Source organism: Pseudomonas sp. HB05 (assembly GCF_016756915.1).
Taxonomy (GTDB): Bacteria; Pseudomonadota; Gammaproteobacteria; order Pseudomonadales; family Pseudomonadaceae; genus Aquipseudomonas; species Aquipseudomonas alvandae.
On sequence record NZ_JAESPG010000019.1, the window covers coordinates 67,613 to 90,519 of the forward strand.

Below are 22,907 nucleotides of genomic sequence, written 5' to 3' on the forward strand. Positions count from 1 at the left end.
TCCCACAGATTTTTCCTGCGCCAATATGAAATCCGTCTACAGTGTCTGCGCCTGCAAACATAAATCGCCAACGGAGCCATTATGGCCAGCTATGGATTGTTCCTGCTGCTCGCAACCCTGACCATCCTCAGCCCCGGTCCGGGCGTGGTCCTGACCCTGTCCAACTCGGTGCGTCACGGCTGGAGCGGCGCCTTGCCCGGTATCCTCGGCATCGCCCTGGGCGGTTTCCTGGTGGCGGGGATCTCGGCCAGCAGCGTGGGCTTGATCCTGGCGACGTCGGCGACGGCCTTCACCGTGTTGAAGTACGTCGGCGCGGCTTACTTGCTGTATCTGGGCGTGAAGATGTGGAACACCAAGACCTTCATTCCGACCCTCAACGACACGCCTTCACGTCCTTGGCGGCGATTTGTCGAGGCGTTGTCGATCCAGTTGCTCAACCCCAAGGCCGGGTTCTTTTTCCTGGCGGTGTTCCCACAGTTCATCGAGCCGGCCGGCAACTACTACACGCAGTTTCTCCTGCTGGTGGCGTCCTACGGCCTGCTCGTCATCGGCATACACAGTGGCTACGCGCTGATGGCGAGCCGTGCCAGGGGCTGGCTATCCACGCGCCAAGGCACGCGCGTTGTCGGCAAGTTGTCCGGCCTGACGTTCTTTTCCTTCGGCGTGCTGATGGCCTCGGCCAGCAAGTGATCAGCCTGGGGGCGATTTCGGCGCCAGCATGCGTGTCGGCGGATGGCCGTTGGCGTTGTGCTGGTAGATGTCCGCCGGTTGCCCCTGCTCATTGAAAAACACCTGGCCGATACCCGCCGAATTCCACAAGCGTTCCCCGGCCTCGGCGTGTTCCGGGACGTGGGGAATGATGCGCATGCTGCGGCGCTTGGTGAACCAGTTCAAGGGGGATCGGGGGGAATAGAGCCAGCGGTTCAGTCGATCGAACCACTCCAGCAGCGCCGGAGGAAACTCATTCTTGATGCCGCTGCTGGTGATCTGCCAAATGCGCGGACCGCCCTTGCGATGTGGGATCAATACCTCATAGACGAAGGAATAATGCACGTCACCCGAGAGCACCACGTAGCTGCCGGGCGTACGTGAATGTCGGAAAATATTCAGGATCACCTGGGCCGCGCCGCGATGGGCCATCCAGTTTTCCGCGTCCACCAACAGTGGATAACCGCACCAACTGAACACCCGCTGCACGGTCTCGATCAGTTTCACGCCGAAGATCGGCGCCGGTGACACGATGATCGCCGAGGGATGGTCCAGCAGTTCTTGTTGCAGCTCGCTCAGCGCTTCCCAGTCCAGCAGGCCCGACGGCTGCTTGAGGTTGTTTTCGCTGCGCCAGCGGCGCGTACGGGTGTCGAGCACCACCAGCGCCGGCGTGCTCGGCAGCACGTAGTGCCATTGCTGGAAACCGAGCAGCGTGTCGATCAGCGTGTCCTGCGGCGCGCTGTCGAGGTAGCGGTCTTTGGCGGTGCCGCATAACGCCACGGTTTGCTGGATCACCTCGCCAAACACGTCCGGGTTATTGCCCCAGCCCTGGCAGAGCATATAGGCGATCAGCGCGTTGCCGATGATGCGCTTGGAGAACGGATGCCCGTAGGCCGTTTCCTCCCATTGTGCGGATAAATTCCAGTCGTCGGTGATGTCGTGGTCATCGAAGATCATCAAGCAGGACAGGTGCGCGAACACCCGGGCCACGCCGCCAAGTCCGGCCCTGAAAGCCTCGATGCGTTGTTGCTCCACGTCATAGCGTTGACGTCGTTCGGCGGTCAATTCGGGTGGTTGCGGGTCGATCAACGTCCACGGCACGGGCGACCACACCAGCAGATACATCGCCATGACTTCGGCGAAGGTCACCAGGTGATTATCTGCGCTGCTGCTGGTGAAGATCGGCTTGCGTGCCCCGCCGAAGAAACGCTCACGCAGGGTTTCGTTGCTTTCGAGCGCTGGCAGCAAGTCTGCACGGTGGTAATAACTGGCGGGATGTTGGTAAAGCTTGGCGCTGTCTTCAACCACCGCACCTTCGAGGCATTCTTCGAACAACCCCAGGCGCTCGATCAAGGCATGGATCGCCCGCAACATCGGCCCGGCGACATCGTCGGCATACACCTGGTCGCCGCTCATCATCAACAACGCCGGCCGTTGCTCGGGAGATTGCGCCAACAGTCGGTCGACACAGAGCAAACCGTCGTTGGCCGGGTAGTGGGGTTTGCGGCAGGAGCCATGGACCAGTTGCCCGATGCGCGAATGCAGCATGAAATTAGGGCACTTCGCACCGCCGTACAGCAGGTGCGGCGCCCATTCGGCGATGGGCGTGCCGTCTACCAGCAGGTCGTAGTCAATCGTCACATCCAGCGGCAGGGCAGTATCGAGATGCACGTCGATCAAGTGCAAGAATGCCTGCCGCCCCACGGGCACCACCGTGCAGCGCGTGGCGTCGAGCTCGAGATCGCCTGCTTCGTCGAGACGCAAAGTCAACGTCAAGGGTCGTGAACCCACCAGCCACATCACCAGCCGCCGGGCTTCCAATCGCCGCAGCAGCGGACCGACGAGGACGGAGGGTAGGGTGGTTGGTGTGTCGGAAGGGGACGGCAACATTCGTAGGAAAAGCTCTGCTTCAGAAGGAAGCAGGGATCATAACGCAATGCGCCCAAGGGCTGTGGCGGCTGCGTCTTTGTGGCGAGGGAGCAAGCTCCCTCGCCACAGGATCAGCTCATTCCCAACCAGTTCGGCAGAACCAGCGAAATCCACGGCACATAGGTGATCAACACCAGGAACGCCAGCAAGATCATCAGCCACGGCATGGCTGCGCGGATGGTGGCCGTCAGCGACATGCCGGTCACCGCCGAGGTGACAAACAGGTTCAAGCCCACCGGCGGCGTGATCAGGCCGATTTCCAGGTTCACCACCATGATGATGCCCAGGTGAATCGGATCGATGCCCAGTTTCATCGCGATGGGAAACAGAATTGGCGCCAGGATCAGGATGATCGCCGACGGCTCCATGAACGCACCGGCAATCAGCAGCACAATGTTCACCACCAGCAGGAAGGTCACCGGCGTCAGCCCGGCATCGATCACCCATGCGGTGATTTGCTGCGGTAGCTGCTCAGTAGTCAACACGTGGGCAAAAAGCATGGCGTTGGCAATGATGAACATCAGCATGATGCTCAGCTTGGCCGACTCCAACAGCACCTTCGGCGTCTCGCGGAACGACAGGTCCTTGTAGACGAACAGGGCGATGAACGCCGAGTAGACCGCCGCCACCGCCGCGGCTTCGGTCGGTGTGAACATTCCCGAATAGATCCCGCCGAGGATGATGACCATCAGCAGCAAGCCCCAGATGGCCTGGCGTGCCGTGCTCAGCCATTCACGCAAGGAGGCTCGGGGCAAAGCCGGGAGATTTTTCTTCACCGCGACGATGTAGATCGCCACCATCAAGAAGAAACCCAGCAGTAACCCCGGAACCACACCGGCCATGAACAACTTGCCCACGGAGGTTTCTGTCGCGGCGGCGTAGACCACCATCACGATCGACGGCGGAATCAGGATGCCCAACGTGCCGGCGTTACACACGATACCGGCGCCAAACGCTTGTGGATAACCCGAGCGCACCATGCCGGCAATCGCGATGGAGCCCACTGCCGCCACCGTCGCGGGGCTGGAGCCGGACAGCGCCGCAAACAACATGCAAGCCAGCACGGCCGCAATCGCCAGGCCGCCGCGAATGTGTCCGACGCAGGCGTTGGCAAAGTCGATCAGCCGCCGCGCCACACCGCCCGTGGTCATGAACGCACCGGCCAGCAGGAAGAACGGAATCGCCAGCAGCGTGTAGTGTTCGCTGGTTTCGAACAGCTTGATCGCCAGGGAACGTACCGAATCGGGGCTGAAGAAAATGATCGTCAGCGATCCGGCCAGGCCCAGGGAAATGGCGATGGGTACGCCGATGAACATCAGCACGAACAGCGCGATGAACAGGAAGGCAATGGTCATGGCTTGTCTTCCTCGATCTCGGTGAGTTTGATCGCTTCCGCTGCTTCATCCGCCAGGCCCAGGCCCGTCTGACGATTCATCAGGATGCGTACGAGAATTTCCGCGAAACGGATGAACACCAGGGCGAACCCCACCGGCACGATCAAGCCGACATGCCATTGCATGACGCCGAAATGACCGAGGTCTTCGGCGCCGATTTCGGCAATCATCAAGGTGTTGATCCACTCGAAACTCGCCACTGCCAGCAGTCCGGCATACGCCAGGCAGCACAGGCAGGCGATCACGCCGATGAGACGCTGTACCGGTTTGCTCGCCAGTTTCACCAGCGCATCGACGCCGATGTGCCCGGCGGTGCGCACGCCATAGGACAAACCAAAGAAAATCAGCCAGCCAAACAGGGCCTTGGTCAGGGAGCTGCTCCAGGTCATCGCCTGGGCCATGCCCATGACGCTATCACCAATGGCGAACATCGATTCGCTGGCGGCGGGCCAATGATCGCCGAGGCTGTAGAAAATCGCGTAGAGGTTGTTGAGGACCACATAGACGAACGTGACGAGCGTCATGGCGGCCAGGAGGAAAGCGATGAAGCCTTCCTCGAAGTGTTCCCAGGTGCGCCGAAGGGCGTTCATGGATGACATCTCCTGCGAAGAGGACGACAGGCCGGCATTGCCAGGGCGGCAACGCCGGCCGACCCATTACTGAGCCTTGTTGGAGGCTTCGGCGGCCTTGATCAGGTCGGCGCCGATGTCACCTTCGAACTTCTTCCATACCGGTTTCATCTTCTCGCGCCATTCGTCGCGCTGTTCAGGCGTGAGGGTGATGATTTCGGTGGTCTTGGCATCGAGGATGCGCTGTTTGTCATGCTCGTTGAGCTGTGCCGCTTCTTTGTTCACTTGCGCGGTGACTTCCACCAGGATCTTGTCCAGTTCAGTGCGGATGTCCGGCGGCAGGCCGTTCCAGAACTTGGTGTTGGTGATCAGCATGTAGTCGAGTACACCGTGGTTGGATTCGGTGATGTACTTCTGCACTTCATGCATTTTCTGGCTGTAGATGTTCGAGTAGGGGTTTTCCGCACCGTTGACCACACCGGTCTGGAGGCCTTGGTAGACCTCGGCGAAACTCATCTTGCGCGGGTTGGCGTTGACGGCCTTGAACTGCTCTTCGAGCACCGCGGACGCCTGCACGCGGAACTTCAAGCCGCGGGCATCCTTGGGTTCGCGCAGCGGTTTGTTGGCGGACAATTGCTTCATGCCGTTGTGCCAATAGGCGAGGCCGGTGATGTTCTTGCTTTCCATGGACTTGAGCAGTTTCTGACCTTCAGGGCTCAGTTGGAAACGGTCCACGGCGGAGATGTCGTCAAACAGGAACGGCAAGTCGAACAACTGTACCGTCTTGGTGTACTGCTCGAACTTGGCCAGGGACGGCGCGATCATTTGTACGTCGCCCAGGAGCAGGGCTTCCATTTCCTTGCCGTCGCCGAACAGCGAGGAGTTGGGGTACACCTCGACTTTGACTTTGCCCGGCAAGCGCTCTTCCACCAACTTCTTGAACAGCAGCGCGCCCTGGCCCTTAGGGGTTTGTTCGGCCACCACGTGCGAGAACTTGATGACCACCGGATCGGCCGCCATGGCCGAGCCCAGCGCGCTGAGGGCCAGCGTGCAGACGAGTGCTTTCCACATAGGTTTGAACATTGGGGTTTCCTTTTATTTTTAGTTTTGCCCGTGCGGGCTCATTCAAAACAAAACGCACGGTGGGACAGTTGCAAGTCTAGGCAGAAAATAGCGTGCCGGGGCTTTGTGACATCAAGTGCCGCGTATTACTTCGCCGGGTTGGACGCTTCGGCAGCCTGGATCAAGTCCGGGCCGATGTCCTTTTCAAACTTCGCCCACACCGGTTTCATCTGGTCGCGCCAGGCACTTCGCTCTTGCGGGGTGAGCGTGATGATCTCGGTGGTCTTGGCGTCCAGGACGTGCTGTTTGTCCAACTGATTGAATCGCTCCGCTTCCTTGTTGGCATGGGCAGTGGATTCGACCACGATCTTCTGCAGTTCCGCGCGGATATCCGGCGGCAGGCCGTTCCAGAAGTCCGACGTGGTAATCAGCATGTAATCGAGTATGCCGTGGTTGGATTCGGTAACGTATTTCTGCACCTCATGGAGTTTCTGGTTGTAGAAATTCGAATAGGTGTTTTCCGTGCCGTTGACCAGGCCCGTACGCAAGCCCTGATACACCACCGAAAATATCATCGGTTGCCCTTTGGCGCCCACTGCCTTGAACTGCTCCTCCAGTACGGCGGAAGTCTGCACGCGAAAGACCAGGCCGCGCGCATCTTCGGGCGTACGAAGTGGCCTGGTCGCCGACAATTGCTTCATGCCGTTATGCCAATAGGCCAGGCCCGTGATGTTCTTGCTTTCCATGGACTTGAGCAATTGCTGGCCCTGGGGGCTCTGTTGGAAACGGTCTACCGCGGCAATGTCGTCGAACAGGAACGGCAAGTCGAACAGCTGTACCTTGCGGGTGTACTGCTCGAACTTGGCCAGCGAACGCGCAATGATCTGCACGTCTCCCAGCAGTAACGCTTCCATTTCCTTGTCATCGCCATAAAGCGTGGAATTGGGATAAACCTCCACCTTGACCTTGCCCGGCAAGCGTTCCTCCACCAGCTTCTTGAACATCAAGGCGCCTTGGCCCTTGGGCGTCTGCTCGCCCACCACGTGGGAGAACTTGATAACGATGGGGTCCGCCGCAGCGGTGCCCAGCGTGGTGAAAGCCAGCGTGAAGGCGAGCGCGTTCCATAAGGGTCTGAGCATGGCGATTCTCTTGGAATTATGTTTATCGTGCGGGCTCATCCCAGCCCCGGCGAACTGCAAACATGGCAAGTCTAGGAGAAAAAACGCGGGTGATTGGGTGATAGGTAAAATGAAGCCGTTTCGCCATCTGCTAGGCTAGGCCTCCAGGATCAAAAGCCGCAGGGGGGAACAGGATGTTTACGTTTGATAAGTTATGGAAGAGTCATCCCGAAATATTCGGCGACGCCGCGCCTTGCAGGACGAATGGTTCCAAGAACTTTAGCGATCAATGCGCAATCAATCTCGGCGTGGCCCTGCGGCGCGCAGGCGCCGACACAAGGATTACCATGAGTCCAAGGACATCTGGTTCTGGAAGGTCATATGAAGGTCATCAAAGGAGTCTTGTTCGTCTTGCTGCTGGTCGCTTCGGCCATGGGTGCTTTTAATCTGATTTTCATACTGATCGGAACCTATTTGGGTCCGCTGTATGAAAGCGATGCGGACCAGAGCCGCAATTTCGCGATCTGGCTGTTCGGAAATATCGGAGTGATGATCGTCGCGGCTGCGGCGGGCATTATCTGGAGCCGTCGGCGCGCGAAAAGGATTTAACCAAACAGTGCACGCGATAGGCGTTTTTTCATACCTCTTGGCCTGACCGCATCAGGCTGGCTGGAGCTCAAGGCTCCAGCGATGGCCCCTTCAACTCGATCTGGTTGCCATCCGGATCGGCGCAATAGATCGACAATCCCTTACCCTCCGCGCCAAAACGCATCTGTGCTTTCTCGACGGCCAGGCCGGCTGCGTGCAGATGAGCGAGCAGCGCTGGTTCGTCAAACGGCTCGATGCGCAGGCAGAAGTGATCGACGTTGTGGCCCTGCTTGCCGGCAGCCGCGCCACCCTGGCGGCCAAGCGGGCCATCGACAGCCACCAGATCGATCATCGATGCACCGGCACCGAGATGGATCAATCCCAGATCGTCCCGACGCTTCCTGAGCTCGCAGCCGAACACCGAGGTGTAGAAGGCGAGACTGCGCTCGATGTCGGTTACCCGCAGGACGATGTGGTCGATGCGTTCGATGGTGAAGTCCTTCATACCGGCCTCCGCATGGGGTGTCACGCCAATGACCCAGTCACTTTAGTCCAACAATTCCCGCAGAGGGAGCGAGCTGATTCCCAGCGATGACGTACCGCGTGGTATGACGACTTTTGCAGTCGTCATCTTCATGAGAAAGATGAGTTGACGAAAAAATCTCCTGTTTGTGTGGCTTTGTGGGTTGACATGCCTGCGGAAACATTCGAATAATCCATCACGTTGTATGACGACATACAAATAAAAAATAACAACACGGTGGCCCTCCCATGAGAATCACAGGCGTTAACGTCGAAATCTTTTCCACCCCGTCGCGTCGCGCCCAGGACAGTGCCGGCCACGCCCATCCCGGCGACGAAGTCATGATCAAGATGGCCCTGCTGCGAATCAGTTGCGACGACGGATCGGAGGGTTATGCCTTCGGTACGCCTGAGTTGATTCGCCCGCACATCATCGAATCCTTCGTGCGCAAGGTGCTGATCGGCCGCGACCCGATGGACCGTGAGAGCATCTGGCAGGATCTGGCGCACTGGCAGCGCGGCAGCGCCGGGCAATTCACCGATCGGGCCCTGGCCCTGGTGGAACAAGCCTTGTGGGATCTGGCCGGGCGCAAGCTGAAGTTGCCGGTGCACAAGCTCATCGGCGGTTACCGCGACAAGGTCCTGGCCTATGGCTCGACGATGTGCGGCGACGATTTGCCGGGTGGTCTGTCGACGCCGGATGAGTACGGCCAGTTTGCCGAGAAGCTGGTCAAGCGCGGCTACAAGGCAATCAAGCTGCACACCTGGATGCCGCCGATTTCCTTCGCACCAAATCCGCAAATGGACATCCAGGCCTGCGCCGCCGTCCGCGAGGCGGTTGGCCCGGACATCGCCCTGATGCTCGATGGCTACCACTGGTACAGCCGCATGGATGCGCTGACCATCGGCAAGGCCTTGGAGAAGCTGAATTTCGCCTGGTTCGAAGAGCCGATGATGGAAGACTCCGCCGAGTCCTACGCCTGGCTCGCTGCGAACCTGGACATCCCGGTGCTGGGCCCGGAAAGCATCGCCGGCAAATTCCACAGCCGCGCCAGTTGGGTGACGCAGAAGTCTTGTGACATCCTGCGCGCCGGCGTGGCCGGCGTCGGCGGTATCGGGCCGTGCCTGAAAGTGGCGCATCTGGCCGAGTCGTTCGGCATGGATTGCGAAGTCCACGGCAACGGCGCGGCGAACCTCGCCGTGGTCGGGGCGATCAGCAATTGTCGTTGGTACGAGCGTGGCCTGCTGCACCCGTTTCTCGACTACGAGGAAGTGCCGGCGCACCTCAACAGCCTCGTCGATCCGATGGACGCCGACGGTTATGTGCATCTGTCGGATCGGCCGGGGTTGGGCGAGGACATCAACTTCGCGTATATCGAAGCCAATACATTATCCCGGCACTGATGGCGCACTGCGTCCGAGGCTGAACGGCCCGGACGACAAAGTCTTTATAAATATAAGAAAGGACTGAACCATGAAACTCTGGCCCAAGCGCCTGTCCAGGCTGCTCTGTGTCATCGTGGCCCTGTGCGCAGTGCAGGTGCCCGTCAGCCTGGCCCAAGGCGAAACGCCCGCCGACCAATTGGTGGTGGGCATGAGCATGATCAACCTGCTGTCCCTCGACCCGGCTGCCGCGACGGGGCTCGAAGTGGCCGAGGTCAACGCCAACGTCTATGACATGCTCCTGGAGCAAGACGCGGCGAAGCCGGACACGCTGATTCCCGCCCTGGCCAAAAGCTGGGAAATCAGCCCGGACCGTATGCGCCTGACCTTTCAATTGCGCGACGACGTGCGCTTTCACTCCGGTGCGCCACTCACTGCGCAAGACGTCGCCTGGTCCTTGCAGCGCGTGGTCACGCTCAATCGCGCCCTGGCTTCGACCTGGAAGGCCTACGGCTTCACCGCCGAAAACGTCGTCAAACTGATGCGCGCCGAAGGGCCGCACACCTTTGTCATGGAGCTGCCGCGCAGCACCGATCCGTTGCTGGTACTCAACACGTTGGCGACCTCGCCCAGTGCCTTCATCGTCGATCGCTCGGTGGCCTTGCAGCATCAGGTCGGCGACGATCAGGGCGCGGCGTGGCTGGCCACGCATACGGCAGGTTCCGGTGCGTTCAAGCTGGATATCTGGCGCGCCAACGACGTGATCCTGATGAGTCGCAACGATGAGTACTGGCGCGGCGCGCCGAAGTTGCGCCGGGTGATCATGCGCAACATGACCGAATCCCAGGCCTTGCGCCTGATGGTCGAGCGCGGTGACCTGGACGTTGCCCGCGGCATGGCGGCCACCGACATCAAGGCCCTGGGCGCGGTCGATGACGTGCACATCCAGAGCATCGCCCGGGGCACGCTGTACTACGTGGCGTTGAGCATGCAGCAGCCGCTGTTCCAGGACATCCGCGTGCGCCAGGCGATCCGATTGTTGATCGACTACCAGGGCATCAACGACGTGGTGATGCCGCACTACGGCGTGATCAACCAACGGCCGATGCAACTGGGCTTGCCGGCGCGCCTGGACGATCCGGGTTATCGCCTGGACGTGGCCAAGGCCAAGCGCCTCCTGGCGGAAGCCGGTCACGCCGACGGCTTCAAGGTGAGCATCCGTTCGCTGACCGATCCACCGTTCATCAATATCGCCACCAGCCTGCAAGCGACGCTCGCCCAAGCGGGCATCCAGGCGACGATCATCACCGGCACCGGCAACCAGATCTACGGGGCGATGCGCGACCGTCAATTCGACATCCTCGTCGGGCGTGGCGGCGGCGGGGCCGAGCGGCATCCGCATTCGAGCCTGCGCGCCCTGGTGTACAACCCGGACAACCGCACCGAAGCCAAGTTGAGCAATTTCCAGGGCTGGCGCACCTCGTTCTTCGACCCGCAGCTCAACCAGTTGATCGAGCAGGCCGAGCGCGAGCGCGACCCCGAGCGCCAGCGGCAGATGTACGCCCAGGTCCAGACTCTCTATGACCAACAGGCCGGGGCAATCATGCCGGTCTCGCAAATGGTCGACGAGGTGGTGATCCACGCCGACGTGCGCAACTACATCGGCCACACCGCCGCCACCACGCGCCTTCGCGACGTCTATAAGCAGCGCTGAAATCGACGGCCTCACGGCCAAGGCAGGAATGAATATGTCGACTGCATCCTTTTCAATCTGGACCACCCGGGCCGCTTCGGCGACCCGGCGCGGCGGCTCGGTGGCGGTGACGCTGCTGGGGTTGCTGCTGCTGACTTTCTTTATCGGACGGGTGATGCCGCTGGACCCGGTGCTGGCCATCGTCGGCCCGGACGCCGACGCCTCGGCCTATGCCCAGGTCTACAAGGAGCTGGGCCTGGACAAACCGTTGTGGACGCAGTTTGCGATCTACCTCGGCGACCTGCTCCACGGTGACTTCGGCATGGCCTTGCTGACCGGCAATCCAGTCATCACCGACATCGCCCGGGTGTTTCCGGCCACGTTGGAACTGGCGACCCTGGCCATTCTGTTTGGCGTGTTGGCGGGGCTGCCGCTGGGTGTCTACGCGGCGACCCATCAGGGCCGTGCCGGTGACCATGTCGCTCGGCTGATCACGCTGTTCGGTTACTCCACGCCGATTTTCTGGATCGGCATGATGGCTTTCCTGGTGTTCTACGCCTGGTTGGGTTGGGCCGGCGGTGTCGGGCGGATCGGCCTGGCTTATGACGGGTTGATTCCGACGCACACCGGGCTGTTGTTGATCGACACTGCCTGGTCCGGCGATTGGGAAGCCTTTCGCAGCGCACTGCGGCACATCCTGCTGCCGGCGGTGATCCTCAGTTTCAACTCGGTCGCCTACATCAGTCGCATGACCCGCAGCTTCATGCTTGAGCAGTTGTCCCAGGAATACATCATTACCGCGCGGGTCAAGGGTCTGTCCCAGCGCAAGATCGTCTGGGGCCACGCCTTCGGCAACATCCGCGTGCAGCTGTTGACCATTGTTGCGCTGGCCTACGGCGGGTTGCTCGAAGGCGCGGTGCTGATCGAAACCGTCTTCGCCTGGCCAGGCTTCGGGCAGTACCTGACGAGCAGTCTGTTGCTCGGCGACATGAACGCGGTGATGGCTTGCGTGCTGTTGATCGGCCTCATCTTCGTGACGCTGAACCTGATCAGCGACGCGCTCTACAAGATCTTCGACCCGAGGACTCGCTAATGAACCTGCCCCTTGCTTCCAGCGCAGCCGGCAGTGCCGCGCTGCCCGCTTCGAGTACGGCTGCGCTGGTGGCCAGCGCCACTCGACTGCTGCGATTTTTGCTGCGCAACCCGATGACGTTTGCCGGCCTGGTTGTGGTCTCGACCTTGATGGTGGTTGCGGCGTTCGCGCCGTGGATCGCCGGTCACGATCCCCTGTTGCAGAACCTTGCCGGCGCGTTGCAAGCGCCCAGCAGCGCGCATTGGTTCGGCACGGACGAATACGGTCGCGATGTGTTCGCCCGGCTGGTGTATGGCTCGCGCATCACGCTGTACATCGTTTTGCTGGTGACGGTGATCGTCGGCCCCATCGGCCTGTTGGTCGGCACCGTTTCCGGCTACTTCGGCGGCTGGGTCGACAGCCTGTTCATGCGCATCACCGACATCTTCATCTCGTTCCCCAGCCTGGTGTTGGCGCTGGCTTTCATTGCCGCCCTCGGCCCGGGCCTGGAGCACGCGGTGATCGCCATCGCACTCACCGCCTGGCCGCCGATTGCCCGGCTCGCTCGCGCCGAAACGCTGCCGCTGCGCAACGCTGACTTCGTCGTCGCGGTTCAACTTCAAGGCGCGTCGAGCACCCGGATCATCCTGCGCCACATCATCCCGATGTGCCTGTCGTCGGTGATCATCCGCCTGACCATGAACATGGCGAGCATCATCCTCACTGCCGCTGCCCTGGGCTTTCTCGGTCTCGGCGCCCAGGCACCGCTGCCGGAGTGGGGCGCGATGATCTCCACCGGGCGGCGCTACATGCTCGAAAGCTGGTGGCTGGTGGCGGCGCCCGGTGCGGCGATCATGCTGGTCAGCCTGGCCTTCAACCTGTTGGGCGACGGCTTGCGCGACGTCCTCGACCCCCGCAGCCAATCCTGAGGAAAGTCCCATGACTGAGATAAAACTGGCCGTACAGGATTTATGCGTGGAGTTTCGCAACGCGGGCAAAACCTCGCTGGCGGTGCGCGATGTGTCGTTCACCCTGGGCCGGGAAAAACTCGCCATCGTCGGTGAATCCGGCTCGGGTAAATCGACCGTCGGCCGCAGCCTTTTGCGCTTGCATCCACCGACGGCGCGGGTCACCGCCAAGACCTTGCGTTTTGCCGATATCGACTTGCTGAGCGCCAGCGAAAAGCAGATCCAGGCGATTCGCGGGGCGCGCATGTCGATGATCATGCAAGACCCGAAGTACTCGCTGAACCCGGTGGTGCGCGTTGGCGAGCAAATCGCCGAAGCCTATCTCGCCCACCACAAGGTGCCCCATCACCAAGCCCGGGAACGGGCCCTGGATATGCTCGCCAAGGTGCACATCCGCGACCCTCGGCGGGTTTATGACCTGTATCCGCACGAGGTGTCGGGCGGCATGGGCCAGCGGATCATGATCGCCATGATGGTCATCACCGATCCCCAGGTGATCATCGCCGACGAGCCCACATCGGCGCTGGACGTGTCGGTGCGCCGGCAGGTGCTCAACGTGCTTGAAGAGTTGGTCTGCGAGCGTGACCTCGGGCTGATTTTCATCAGCCACGACCTGAACCTGGTGCGGCATTTCTGTGATCGGGTGCTGGTGATGTACGCCGGGCGCGTGGTCGAGTCGATTGCCGCCGCCGACCTGGACAACGCCACCCATCCGTACACCCAAGGCCTGTTGGCGGCGTTGCCCAGCCTGGACCATCCGCGCGCCACGCTGCCGGTGTTGCAGCGCGACCCACACTGGTTGAACCCTTGAGGAGCCTGTCATGAGCATGATCGAAATCACCGGCCTGAACCTCAGTTTCGGCACGGGCGCGGCACTGAATGCGGTATTGCACGACGTCGATTTGAGCGTCGCCGAAGGTGAAGCCTTCGGCCTGGTGGGGGAGTCCGGTTCGGGCAAGACCACCGTGCTGCGTTGCCTGGCCGGACAGTACCAGCACTGGACCGGACAATTGCAAGTCGCCGGCCGGGCGGTGACGCGCAAGCTGCCGCTGGACCACTACCGCACCGTGCAGATGGTTTTTCAGGATCCATACGCTTCACTGCATCCGCGCTACACCATCGACGCCGCTTTGCAGGAACCACTGCGCATCCATGGCATCGACGGGCGTGGGCAAAAGGTCAGCGAGATCCTGCGCAAAGTCGGCTTGAACGACAGCTTTCGCTTTCGTTACCCGCATCAATTGTCCGGCGGCCAGCGCCAGCGCGTGGCGATTGCCCGGGCGCTGATCCTGCGCCCACGGGTGTTGCTGTTGGACGAGCCGACCTCGGCGCTGGATGTCTCGGTGCAGGCGGAAATCCTCAACCTGTTGGCCGAACTGCGCCGCCAGGAAGGGCTGACTTATCTGATGGTCACCCACGACCTGGCCGTCGTTGCGCATTTGTGCGATCGGCTGGCGGTGATGCAGCAGGGCAGGGTAGTGGAGACGCTCGACAGTCATCGACTGGCAAACGATGGCGCCGCCCACGAATACACACGCCTGCTGGTGCAAGCCAGTCGCGACATACAACGAGTCCCTATCGCCGTTTGAAGTAACTAACCCGCTGTACCTGTTTTAAACCGCAGAACACGTTGAACCGCACGTTTCAATGCGCGCACGCGCTCGCCTGCGATTTGGCGTTCAACCCAACTATTGATTTCAACTTACAAGAATAAAAAACATGAAAAAGACCCTGGTAGTTTTGTCGATCGCTTCGCTGTTCACTTCGGTTGTCGCTCAGGCGGATACCGGTTATATCAACGTCCGCCATCAATACGCTGAAAAGACCCGCATGCACGCCGACCGCGCCAAGTTCGGCATCAGGCTGGATAACGGTGTGGGCCTGGAAGGTGAGCTCAAATACAAGACCGCTGGTGACCGGGAAGATGTCGCTTTCGACAACACCGTCGGCAGCGGCCACGAATTTACCGTCAACTACCAGCACAAGATCGATGATCGCTGGACGCTGACGCCTTCGTTCGCCATGGAAAGCGACGAGGAATCCACCACCTACAAGACGGGCATGCGCCTGGGCTACAAGATCACCAAGGAACTGAGCATCGCCGGTCGCTATCGCTACGACGTCAGCAAGCTGGACCGTGACAAGGTCGATCGCGACGTGCCGGACAACGGCCAGGACGACCAGACGATCCATCGCTACGACGTCTATATCAACTATGCAAACCAAGGGCCTTGGGCTTACGAGTATCAACTGACTTACTTCGATGCCGATTACATCCGCTACAACGGCGGCACCGATGACTATGAGCAGAATGCCGTGGTCAAGTACAAATGGGATAAGCGCTGGGCACCGTTCTTTGAAGTGGGTGATATCAAAGTCAACTCGGTGGACAGTGATCGGCAACTGCGGTTGCGGGTGGGGGTCCAGTACAACTTTTTCTGAGTTGCGGGAGAGGTAGTCAACACTGAATAAAACTGTGGGAGCGAGCTTGCTCGCGATAGCGGTCTGCCTGTGCCGATGATATTGGATGTGCCGCCGCCTTCGCGAGCAAGCTCGCTCCCACAGGGGGCGGTGGAGGATACAAATGCTGTGGTCACTGCAGCCACAAAACTGCGGGGGTTACTCGTTGTAGAACGCCTGGCGTTGTTGGGTTTCACACAGGCGCATGCGGCTGTTGCTCAAGTGCAGGTACATGGCCGCCCGCGCCGCGTCGACATTGTGACTGGCGATGGCATCGAAAATCTGTTGGTGTTCGGCATTGATCCCCTGCAGGTAGGCGCTGCGATCACTCTGCCCCGAATAGGCGGAGTTCATCCGGGTACGCGGGATCAGCTTGGTGCCCAGGTGCTTCATGATATCGATCAGGTAGTAATTGCCGGCCGCCTTGGCGATCTTCAGGTGGAACTGGAAATCGGCATTGATCGTGGTGCCGGATTTCTCAGGCCCTTGCAACAACGCTTCCAGCGCCTGGGCCAGCTCGGCCAGGGCTTCGGGCGTGGCGCGCTCGGCGGCCATGCCGGCGGCCTGTACTTCCAGGCTCAGGCGAAACTCCAGCAAGTTAAGCACATCGGACAACGTGGCGATCGTCGCCGGCCCGAGGGTAAAACCTTCCGGCGCCGGCATGTCCAGCACAAAGGTGCCGACGCCATGGCGCGTCTCCACCAACCCTGCCGCCTGCAAGCGCGACAATGCTTCGCGCACCACCGAACGGCTGACGCCTTCGGCTTCCATGATGTGCACTTCGGTGGGGAGCTTTTCGCCGCATTTCAGAATGCCGTCGCGCATGCGCTGGGCAAAACGGTCGACCAGTGTCTCGGCGAGGCGGCGCGGCTTGTTCAATGGAGATAACGCTTGGTCCGTCATCGGCGTGCTCTAGTGTGATCAGCGGGCATTATAGTGAGTTTTGGGGCAAGGTCGCGGCTATAATGCCGCGATCGTCTGGCTTGATGGATAGGTGCAATGGAGCGTGTCACAACCGATCGACGCCTGAGCATGACTCAGCAACTGGTGGTCGACCTGACGCAGCAGATACTCGCCGGCGAGCTGCCCGCGGGCAGCAAGCTGCCGACCGAACAGGTCATCATCAAGGAACGCGGCGTCAGTCGGACCGTGGTCCGTGAAGCCATGTCCCGGCTGCAGGCCGAAGGTTTGGTCGAGACACGCCACGGCATTGGCACCTTTGTGGTCGACACCGCCCGGCCGGGAGATTTCCAGGGCAGCAAGCACGTCAAGGGCGGCGCCTACGACGCATTGGCCGTCATCGAACTGCGCCTGAGCCTGGAAGTGGAAGCCGCCGGCATCGCCGCGCAACGGGCTACGCCTGAGCAATTGCTGGCGATGCGTGAAGCGCTCGACGTAGCGAATGCGCTTGACCCAACGGATGACGACAGCGCCCGGGCCGATTTCGAATTTCATCTGCAGATCGCCCAATGCACCGGCAACAGTTTCTTCATCGATGCCATCGCCCATGTCGGCAATACATTGCTCGCGGTTGTGCAACAGGCCGGGCCGGTGGTGACGGGCGAGAACCGGGCGTTGGTGGTGCGTGAGCGGGAGCAGGTCTACGCGGCGTTGGCGCGCCGTGATGCCGATGCGGCGCGGGCTTCGATGCGGCTGCATTTGATCAATGTGCAGCAGCGGGTTCGTGCTTTGACCGAGTTGACCGCGCAGTAACCTTCCGCCGTCCCCCCCTGTGGGAGCGAGCTTGCTCGCGAAAGCGGCGGATCAGTCAACATTAATGCGACTGACACACCGCCATCGCGAGCAAGCTCGCTCCCACAGTCGGGGGCTCGGGCGTTTGCAGATGCTGCGTTTACCGCCGCCCCCCTGTGGGAGCGGGCTTGCTCGCGAAGATGGTGGCCCATCCTCCTGCTAGTTGCGCTTCCAGCACTCCGCGTACCGCGCGCACACCCCGTAACGCTCATCCATCAGCGCCATCCTGTCCAGGTGATGACCCACCGCTTCGACCGTTACCACATTCACGATCCGGAAATACTCCACCATCATGGCGACGTCCAGGTCGACCTCGGCTTTCTCCGGCTTGGCATCGGCGGTTTTAGGCAACGCCCACTGTTCCAACTGCTCGTCCTTCAACTGCCGCAGGCGCGCCTGGTATTCCTCCTTGAAGCGTTCCATCGAGTGCGCCTTGTTCTGCGCCATGTCATCGCCAAACGTCTTCAGGTTTTCCCGGTACAGCGTCCAGTAGTCAGCCGGCAGGTCGAAGCCGAGCTTGGCCTTGCGTTCGCTGATCAGGGTGTCCAGCTTCTCTGGCGAATAGCTCTCGACTTTTTCCTTGGCCGGATCCGTCTTCACCGTGACGACCAGGCTTTTGTCGATGACTCGATTCATCAGCTCCAAGCGATGGGGTGTGTCCGGGTAGATCTTGGGAAACAGCGCATTGCGACCGGCGCAGGCGGGAAAGTCCTTTTTCAGGATCGGGATCGGTGTGCGCACGTCCTTGCCGTCGACCCGTTGCAAGCGTTGCAACTGAGTCAGGCAGAAGTTCTTCTCGGACTTGAACGTCACCTCGTATTCTGCATTGGCCTCGGGCGTGAAGTTGAAGCCCTTGCCACACACGGCATAACCGCTGTTCATGTTGGTGCGCAGGTGAATCTGCTCGCCGGGCTTGAGCTTGACCTCCAGATAACCCCTCGCATCCTTGGGCGCCGGAACGCTCATCCCCACCCGCCGCGCGGTATCGCTCAGCAGCATGTTGTTGAGAATGCCCGTGGTTTGCCCGTCGCAATGGGCTGCGTCGAAATAATCCAGGGTGGCGTTGCTGGTGTTGGCGACGAACCGCAACTTGGCGGCGTCCGGTTCGATGGCATCGGGGTAACTGCCATGGACGCTGCAGCCGCCGAGCAATACAAACAACGCGGACAATGCTAGCAACGGGGCTGGGGAGCGAGGCAGGGCGAGCATGGGTCATCCTTGAGGGGATCGATGAAGGGGGTGAATGCTACTGAAGTGCCACTATTGCGTCCATCGCCTGCAGCTGGACTCAGGAGTTTCAATTGAACTTCAGGAAGGTCGATAGCTAGGAAGTGGCGGTGTAGTTGTCGTTGAATGTCAGTGATGTTTATCCACAGGGGAGGCACAACGGTGGTCCCTGTTTCGCGCTGATGCCTCTAGCTATGAGCTGAAACAATGTTTCAGCACGATATCAGGCTTAATGATATCGTGCGGAAAAACTGATTCAGGCTAGGCTGAAGGCTTCTTGAATAGTCTTGATCAGGCGGTCGCCGTCCACCCCTTTGTAGGCCTGAGGATTTGACGCGAGCTCAGTGGGCACTTGGTTAAGAAACGACTTCAAATCGAGCGCCAGTCGTTCCGGTAGCTGAGCCATTCCCTCAGTGAGACCGACAGCCAGTACGATCACATCCCTGAAATGCTTTTTGATATCGCGACTGTCCACTGCAATGCCTTGCCCAAGCGACGCCTTCTTGTTGAGCCAGGCATGGGCTTTGAGGGGAACGAGCCGGTCGGCCCCGATATGGCTGATCTCCTGGGTATGATCGATGCCAGCGAGGAGAAAGGCATAGTACTCATCATCCAGGATAATCGCAGACAGGCTCGCAGCTTGTTCCTCTACGGGAATCTTAGTCATTCGGGCTGCTTCTTCGTGGTCCAGGCCGTCCGGGACGCGGGAAAACAGCTCGACCTGAACAGGAAAAGACTTGTCCACAGGATTTTGGAAACGATAGAAAACAGGGGAATCCTCATCGCTGTCCCCATTCTGGCGAATGGTATAGCCGCCGTCCTTGATGAACTTCCAGAACTGTCCGACGAATTCACGGTCGAGGGCTTCGACGACCAGCACGATATCCAGATCCTTGGTCGGTCGAAATGCCTCGCCGAGTTCCTCCATGGCAATCGAGGCGGCCATCCCTCCGATCAGAACGTAACTGCCCTGGAAGTCTTTGAAATACTCTCGAAACCGGTCAACACCCACTACCATTTCACATTCTCCATCATTTCATCCAGACACATTTGTATGCGTTCATCGTGGTCATCCTTGAGGCTTAGATAGAGAGAAAAGGGATCCACGATCCCATTGGCGATGTTGCTGCGGGGTGGTTCATAGCTCCAAAACTGAATGCAACACGCCGCATGGTTTTGTGGCACCTCGGCATAGGGGGCCGTGGCCTCGAGTTTTGACTGGATCGTTTTTGTCGTTGAACCCCAACCGCCAAAAGTGTCCCCGTAGATCTCGTTCCTTTCAGACTGCGCGCGTGTTCGAATTTGATCGAACTGCGCTGCCGTCATTGCAAAACAAGTCACTTTTGGGCTGGCAAGAAGGCTCATCTCGGCCAGTGCCGTTTCTCCTGCCAATAACATTGGTGTGTCAAATGCCTCCGGGATTGCATTGAGCCAAAGTGTTTTCTTGACCGGCGTGCGCATGGCCTCCTTCGCCCTTTCCCACGTTTCCTCGGGCGATAAATGAAAAATGATTGCGGATTCGCCCAGTTCTTTTCCAGGCTTAACAATGTCCAAGTCGGTCAGTTCCCTGATCGCTCGGGTGATGGTCATTTTGGCGTAGGAGAAGGACTGCTCGAATGCTGCGCGGGTGATCAGCAGCGAGTGATGCCAGCCTTTGATCAAGTATTGAATCAGCATGGCTTGGGTGGCGGGGCTCAGAACCTGAGGTTTGTTCAGGCGCTGGCGGTAATATTCACGCAAATCCATGCCAAAGGCCGGAAGAAAAAGTTGATTGCCCGGCACGATGAACTGAACGCCTTTCTCTACCAGTCGCTTGCGGTCATAACTGGGTAGCGTATCGGTGACGAAAATCATTAGATCGCCAGTCTCGGGCAACTTGTTGTGGGACTGGAGGTTGTGGATGGCCTGGATATGCTTGGCTACATCAGCAACGCTGGCTTCACGCTGTGGACGTTCCTTCAGAATAAGACATGGGGCGTCGAAGAAATTTGTGATGAAAAACTCGTATCGATCACGCAATGCATACGGAAGGATCTTCACGTTTTCCCACGGTTTCAGTCGTAGCTTCAGGCCAAGCACGCTTTCAACGTAGGCTTTGAGTTCGATCAGATCACGTCTGTCCTGAAGGTCAAGGTCCTGCCGAATAGCTGTCATGGTAATCCTTCCTATCACGATTTCAGCACGGTATCAGAAGTCATGATAGCGTGCAAAATCCGTGATGCTGATCGCGGATTTTCGTGCATGAAGCTCGTCGAAGAATTTCAGCCAATATTGCAGGTGAGCTGAAAAATATGATCGTCATCGTAAAAACGCTTGCCGGCCAATGCTTCAATAGCTGCGGCTTGGCTGGGGCTCAGGTTATAACCTTCATCGCCGCGTTGGGGGGTGGACCATCCCATGATTTGTTTCAGTTGCGCATCGCAGTTTTCGGGAAGATCAATCTCAAAAACTAAGAAGTCGCTAGATCTGTCAAAAGCTTCAACAATGTACTTCAAGGTTCTACCTCACGTGTATTGTCTGCATCTTTGGTTTGTTCACCGGTTTCGGAGTCAAATTCCCCTAGGTGTTTTCCACGTTTATTGTATTTTTCTACTTTCCCATGCTGGCAGTCCCATTCGTAGATAGTCCCGTCCCTTGTTTTCCATCGCTTCCGTAGACCTCCTCCGCCTTTTACCGGCGTTTTGCGAGTGGCAATTTTTGCATCAGGAAACGCAATAAGCCCTTTAGGAGGCGGATAGTATTTATGGTCTCCTTTAGCAGGCCGCGCAAACACCACATAAAGCGACTTCAGCCCCGTATCCGCCGGAAACACCAAGATACCGTCATCCGCCGTAACATCTTCTCCCGGCAGCCCATCAATCTGGCTGTCGACGTCCTCTGCGATCGGATGGACGAGGATCGTGCCCAGCTGCTTGCCGATATCGTCGGGGTAGGTCAGCGGTGGAAGCGAACCAAGCGGGGTCTGCTGCGGCGTCCAGATGAGGGTGATGCCGTTGAGCGTCGCCTCCATCGCCGTCTGGTCGGTGTTCCAGGTCACCTGCACGGTGCGCACCGAGTCGTCGGCCGAGGGACCGCTGTGGATGCCGTACACCTGGAGCACGCCGTCGGCGTCACGGCGGAATTGGAAGCGGACACGTGTGGTTGCGTGGTTCAGGCGGCGTAGCTGGTCGTCGGTGTACAGGGTGCCGTCGGCCATTTTAGTGGGCAGCATGCCCAGGACGAAAACGCTGGCAGGGCCGCCCGCGCCGCGTACCGCCCAGGTGAGGCGCTGTTGCATGATCCCGCCGCCGGCGATGCGGCCCAGCGCGAGGTCTGCGCCAAGCGCCGAGGCGATTGCGGTACTTGCCGAAGGCATGAGCATGGCGCCCGCCACCATGATCCGGCCGAAATTCGAGGCGGGCTCAGGCGTCGTGCCGGCGCCCGTTTGGCACCAGTTCTCGGCGATGCAGGATTTGGCAAAGACCAAGTCTTGCCGGGGCTTGGGCAACGGCCATTGTTCCGGGGGGACGGGGAGCTGTTCTGGCTCCGGCGCCAGGCGCGGCATGAAACCGCCGCCTGAGCTGGCGAGCCCCGACTTCACCAGCAGCAGGTCTCCGTTCCGGACGGCCTCGACGATATCGTTGTCCCGGTTGATCTTCGCCCGCATTCCAAACTGATCGAGCCCGTCGATGACATGGCCGCGCATCAGGGCGTCATCGACCAAACGTGCGGCAATGTCGGGAGACTCGGTCGGTTCAAGCCCCTTTTCCGCACTCCTTATCAAGCGCATTGCGATCCTTGCGGTTAAATAGGCGGGCTATTCTGGTGAGGCGCGCCATGGCCGGCAATGCGAGGACCTTTGCGGCATATGTCCTGCTTGAAAATTTCAATCTTTAGAAACGATTAATCGATCACCAGGGATTTCACGACATGAAAAAACAAGAACAACAAGCGCTGCTTCAAACCCTGAAAACCCGCTTCGAACAAAACCCGAACCGTCACCCAGACATTCCCTGGTCCGACATCCAGACCCGGCTCGAAAACAACCCCAATGCCCTGAAAACCCTCCAGGCCATGGACGCCACCGGCGGCGAGCCCGACGTGATCGGTCTCGACCCGCAGACCGGCGCCGTCACTTTCTGCGATTGCGCAAAGGAAAGCCCCACCGGTCGTCGCAGCCTCTGCTACGACCGTGCGGCCCTGGATGCGCGCAAGGAGAACAAGCCCAAGGGCAGCGCGATCGAGATGGCTGACGACATGGGGATAACCCTGTTGACCGAGGAGCAATACCGAGCCCTGCAGACGCTCGGTGAGTTCGATGCCAAGACGTCCAGTTGGCTGGCGACGCCTCCGGAACTTCGTGCGCTCGATGGGGCGATTTTTGGCGATTACCGTTATGGTCGGGTGTTCATCTACCACAACGGTGTGCAGTCGTATTACGCGGCGCGTGGGTTTCGTGGGGTGCTGAATATTTAGGAAACGC

At 59.6% G+C, this 22,907-nt stretch carries 23 protein-coding genes; 11 read left to right on the forward strand and 12 right to left on the reverse strand.

The window, feature by feature from the left end:
* Positions 1–81 precede the first annotated feature (81 nt).
* Positions 82–690, forward strand: a complete 609-nt coding sequence (locus tag JMN22_RS17605) for a LysE family translocator (RefSeq protein ID WP_198796263.1) — start codon at positions 82–84, stop codon at positions 688–690.
* Here JMN22_RS17605 and JMN22_RS17610 read toward each other — a convergent pair whose 3' ends face one another.
* From JMN22_RS17610 to JMN22_RS17630, 5 genes are all read right to left on the reverse strand, one after another.
* Positions 691–2,598: an alkaline phosphatase D family protein gene (locus JMN22_RS17610; protein ID WP_198796264.1), complete on the reverse strand. Its 1,908-nt coding sequence runs from the start codon at positions 2,596–2,598 to the stop codon at positions 691–693.
* Positions 2,599–2,708: 110 nt separating this feature from the next.
* Entirely contained in the window at positions 2,709–3,992 is a 1,284-nt protein-coding gene (dctM, locus tag JMN22_RS17615; protein ID WP_198796265.1) for a C4-dicarboxylate TRAP transporter large permease protein DctM, read from the reverse strand.
* The gene (locus tag JMN22_RS17620) at positions 3,989–4,621 is read right to left on the reverse strand and encodes a TRAP transporter small permease (RefSeq protein ID WP_198796266.1); all 633 of its coding nucleotides are present in this window, start codon (positions 4,619–4,621) and stop codon (positions 3,989–3,991) included. The genes dctM and JMN22_RS17620 overlap by 4 nt, the downstream gene beginning before the upstream one ends.
* A gap of 66 nt (positions 4,622–4,687) precedes the next feature.
* Entirely contained in the window at positions 4,688–5,683 is a 996-nt protein-coding gene (dctP, locus tag JMN22_RS17625) for a C4-dicarboxylate TRAP substrate-binding protein DctP (protein WP_198796267.1), read from the reverse strand.
* A 125-nt stretch (positions 5,684–5,808) separates the two neighbouring features.
* Positions 5,809–6,801: a TRAP transporter substrate-binding protein gene (locus JMN22_RS17630; protein WP_198796268.1), complete on the reverse strand. Its 993-nt coding sequence runs from the start codon at positions 6,799–6,801 to the stop codon at positions 5,809–5,811.
* A gap of 360 nt (positions 6,802–7,161) precedes the next feature.
* On the opposite strand from JMN22_RS17630, the gene JMN22_RS17635 reads away from it, so the two are divergent.
* Positions 7,162–7,389 (forward strand): membrane protein, encoded by a 228-nt coding sequence (locus JMN22_RS17635; protein WP_030138625.1) that lies wholly within the window; start codon positions 7,162–7,164, stop codon positions 7,387–7,389.
* 67 nt (positions 7,390–7,456) lie between these two features.
* Here the strand turns inward: JMN22_RS17635 and JMN22_RS17640 are convergent, their stop codons facing one another.
* A complete protein-coding gene (locus tag JMN22_RS17640; protein WP_030138626.1) occupies positions 7,457–7,873 on the reverse strand; it encodes a VOC family protein in 417 nt (138 codons plus the stop codon).
* 266 nt (positions 7,874–8,139) lie between these two features.
* Here JMN22_RS17640 and JMN22_RS17645 point away from each other — a divergent pair, with 266 nt between their 5' ends.
* The 7 genes from JMN22_RS17645 to JMN22_RS17675 all read left to right on the forward strand — a co-directional run bounded on the left by JMN22_RS17645 (position 8,140) and on the right by JMN22_RS17675 (position 15,448).
* Positions 8,140–9,294, forward strand: a complete 1,155-nt coding sequence (locus JMN22_RS17645; protein ID WP_030138627.1) for a mandelate racemase family protein — start codon at positions 8,140–8,142, stop codon at positions 9,292–9,294.
* A 70-nt stretch (positions 9,295–9,364) separates the two neighbouring features.
* On the forward strand, positions 9,365–10,987 hold the full coding sequence (locus JMN22_RS17650) for an ABC transporter substrate-binding protein (RefSeq protein ID WP_198796269.1): 1,623 nt from the start codon (positions 9,365–9,367) through the stop codon (positions 10,985–10,987).
* 34 nt (positions 10,988–11,021) lie between these two features.
* Positions 11,022–12,059: an ABC transporter permease gene (locus JMN22_RS17655; RefSeq protein ID WP_030138629.1), complete on the forward strand. Its 1,038-nt coding sequence runs from the start codon at positions 11,022–11,024 to the stop codon at positions 12,057–12,059.
* Positions 12,059–12,967: an ABC transporter permease gene (locus tag JMN22_RS17660; protein WP_198796270.1), complete on the forward strand. Its 909-nt coding sequence runs from the start codon at positions 12,059–12,061 to the stop codon at positions 12,965–12,967. Before JMN22_RS17655 ends, JMN22_RS17660 begins: the two co-directional genes overlap by 1 nt.
* Positions 12,968–12,977: 10 nt before the next feature.
* Positions 12,978–13,817, forward strand: a complete 840-nt coding sequence (locus tag JMN22_RS17665; protein ID WP_030138631.1) for an ABC transporter ATP-binding protein — start codon at positions 12,978–12,980, stop codon at positions 13,815–13,817.
* Positions 13,818–13,827: 10 nt separating this feature from the next.
* Complete coding sequence (locus JMN22_RS17670; RefSeq protein ID WP_030138632.1) at positions 13,828–14,595, forward strand: ABC transporter ATP-binding protein; 768 nt, start codon at positions 13,828–13,830, stop codon at positions 14,593–14,595.
* A gap of 130 nt (positions 14,596–14,725) precedes the next feature.
* Positions 14,726–15,448: an oligogalacturonate-specific porin KdgM family protein gene (locus JMN22_RS17675; RefSeq protein WP_030138633.1), complete on the forward strand. Its 723-nt coding sequence runs from the start codon at positions 14,726–14,728 to the stop codon at positions 15,446–15,448.
* 177 nt (positions 15,449–15,625) lie between these two features.
* Here JMN22_RS17675 and JMN22_RS17680 read toward each other — a convergent pair whose 3' ends face one another.
* Positions 15,626–16,369, reverse strand: a complete 744-nt coding sequence (locus tag JMN22_RS17680) for a FadR/GntR family transcriptional regulator (RefSeq protein ID WP_030138634.1) — start codon at positions 16,367–16,369, stop codon at positions 15,626–15,628.
* A 96-nt stretch (positions 16,370–16,465) separates the two neighbouring features.
* On the opposite strand from JMN22_RS17680, the gene JMN22_RS17685 reads away from it, so the two are divergent.
* Positions 16,466–17,179, forward strand: coding sequence for a FadR/GntR family transcriptional regulator (locus JMN22_RS17685; RefSeq protein WP_198796271.1), 714 nt, complete (start codon positions 16,466–16,468; stop codon positions 17,177–17,179).
* A gap of 198 nt (positions 17,180–17,377) precedes the next feature.
* Here the strand turns inward: JMN22_RS17685 and JMN22_RS17690 are convergent, their stop codons facing one another.
* From JMN22_RS17690 to JMN22_RS17710, 5 genes are all read right to left on the reverse strand, one after another.
* On the reverse strand, positions 17,378–18,427 hold the full coding sequence (locus JMN22_RS17690; protein WP_198796272.1) for a hypothetical protein: 1,050 nt from the start codon (positions 18,425–18,427) through the stop codon (positions 17,378–17,380).
* A gap of 274 nt (positions 18,428–18,701) precedes the next feature.
* Positions 18,702–19,463, reverse strand: coding sequence for a hypothetical protein (locus JMN22_RS17695; RefSeq protein WP_030138637.1), 762 nt, complete (start codon positions 19,461–19,463; stop codon positions 18,702–18,704).
* Positions 19,457–20,599: a hypothetical protein gene (locus tag JMN22_RS17700; RefSeq protein WP_198796273.1), complete on the reverse strand. Its 1,143-nt coding sequence runs from the start codon at positions 20,597–20,599 to the stop codon at positions 19,457–19,459. The genes JMN22_RS17695 and JMN22_RS17700 overlap by 7 nt, the downstream gene beginning before the upstream one ends.
* Before the next feature lie 107 nt (positions 20,600–20,706).
* Entirely contained in the window at positions 20,707–20,940 is a 234-nt protein-coding gene (locus JMN22_RS17705; RefSeq protein WP_198796274.1) for a DUF7683 domain-containing protein, read from the reverse strand.
* Entirely contained in the window at positions 20,937–22,214 is a 1,278-nt protein-coding gene (locus JMN22_RS17710) for a colicin E3/pyocin S6 family cytotoxin (protein WP_236010289.1), read from the reverse strand. Before JMN22_RS17710 ends, JMN22_RS17705 begins: the two co-directional genes overlap by 4 nt.
* Before the next feature lie 140 nt (positions 22,215–22,354).
* Between JMN22_RS17710 and JMN22_RS17715 the strand changes: the two genes are divergently transcribed.
* Complete coding sequence (locus tag JMN22_RS17715) at positions 22,355–22,900, forward strand: DUF4256 domain-containing protein (RefSeq protein WP_198796275.1); 546 nt, start codon at positions 22,355–22,357, stop codon at positions 22,898–22,900.
* Positions 22,901–22,907 lie beyond the last annotated feature (7 nt).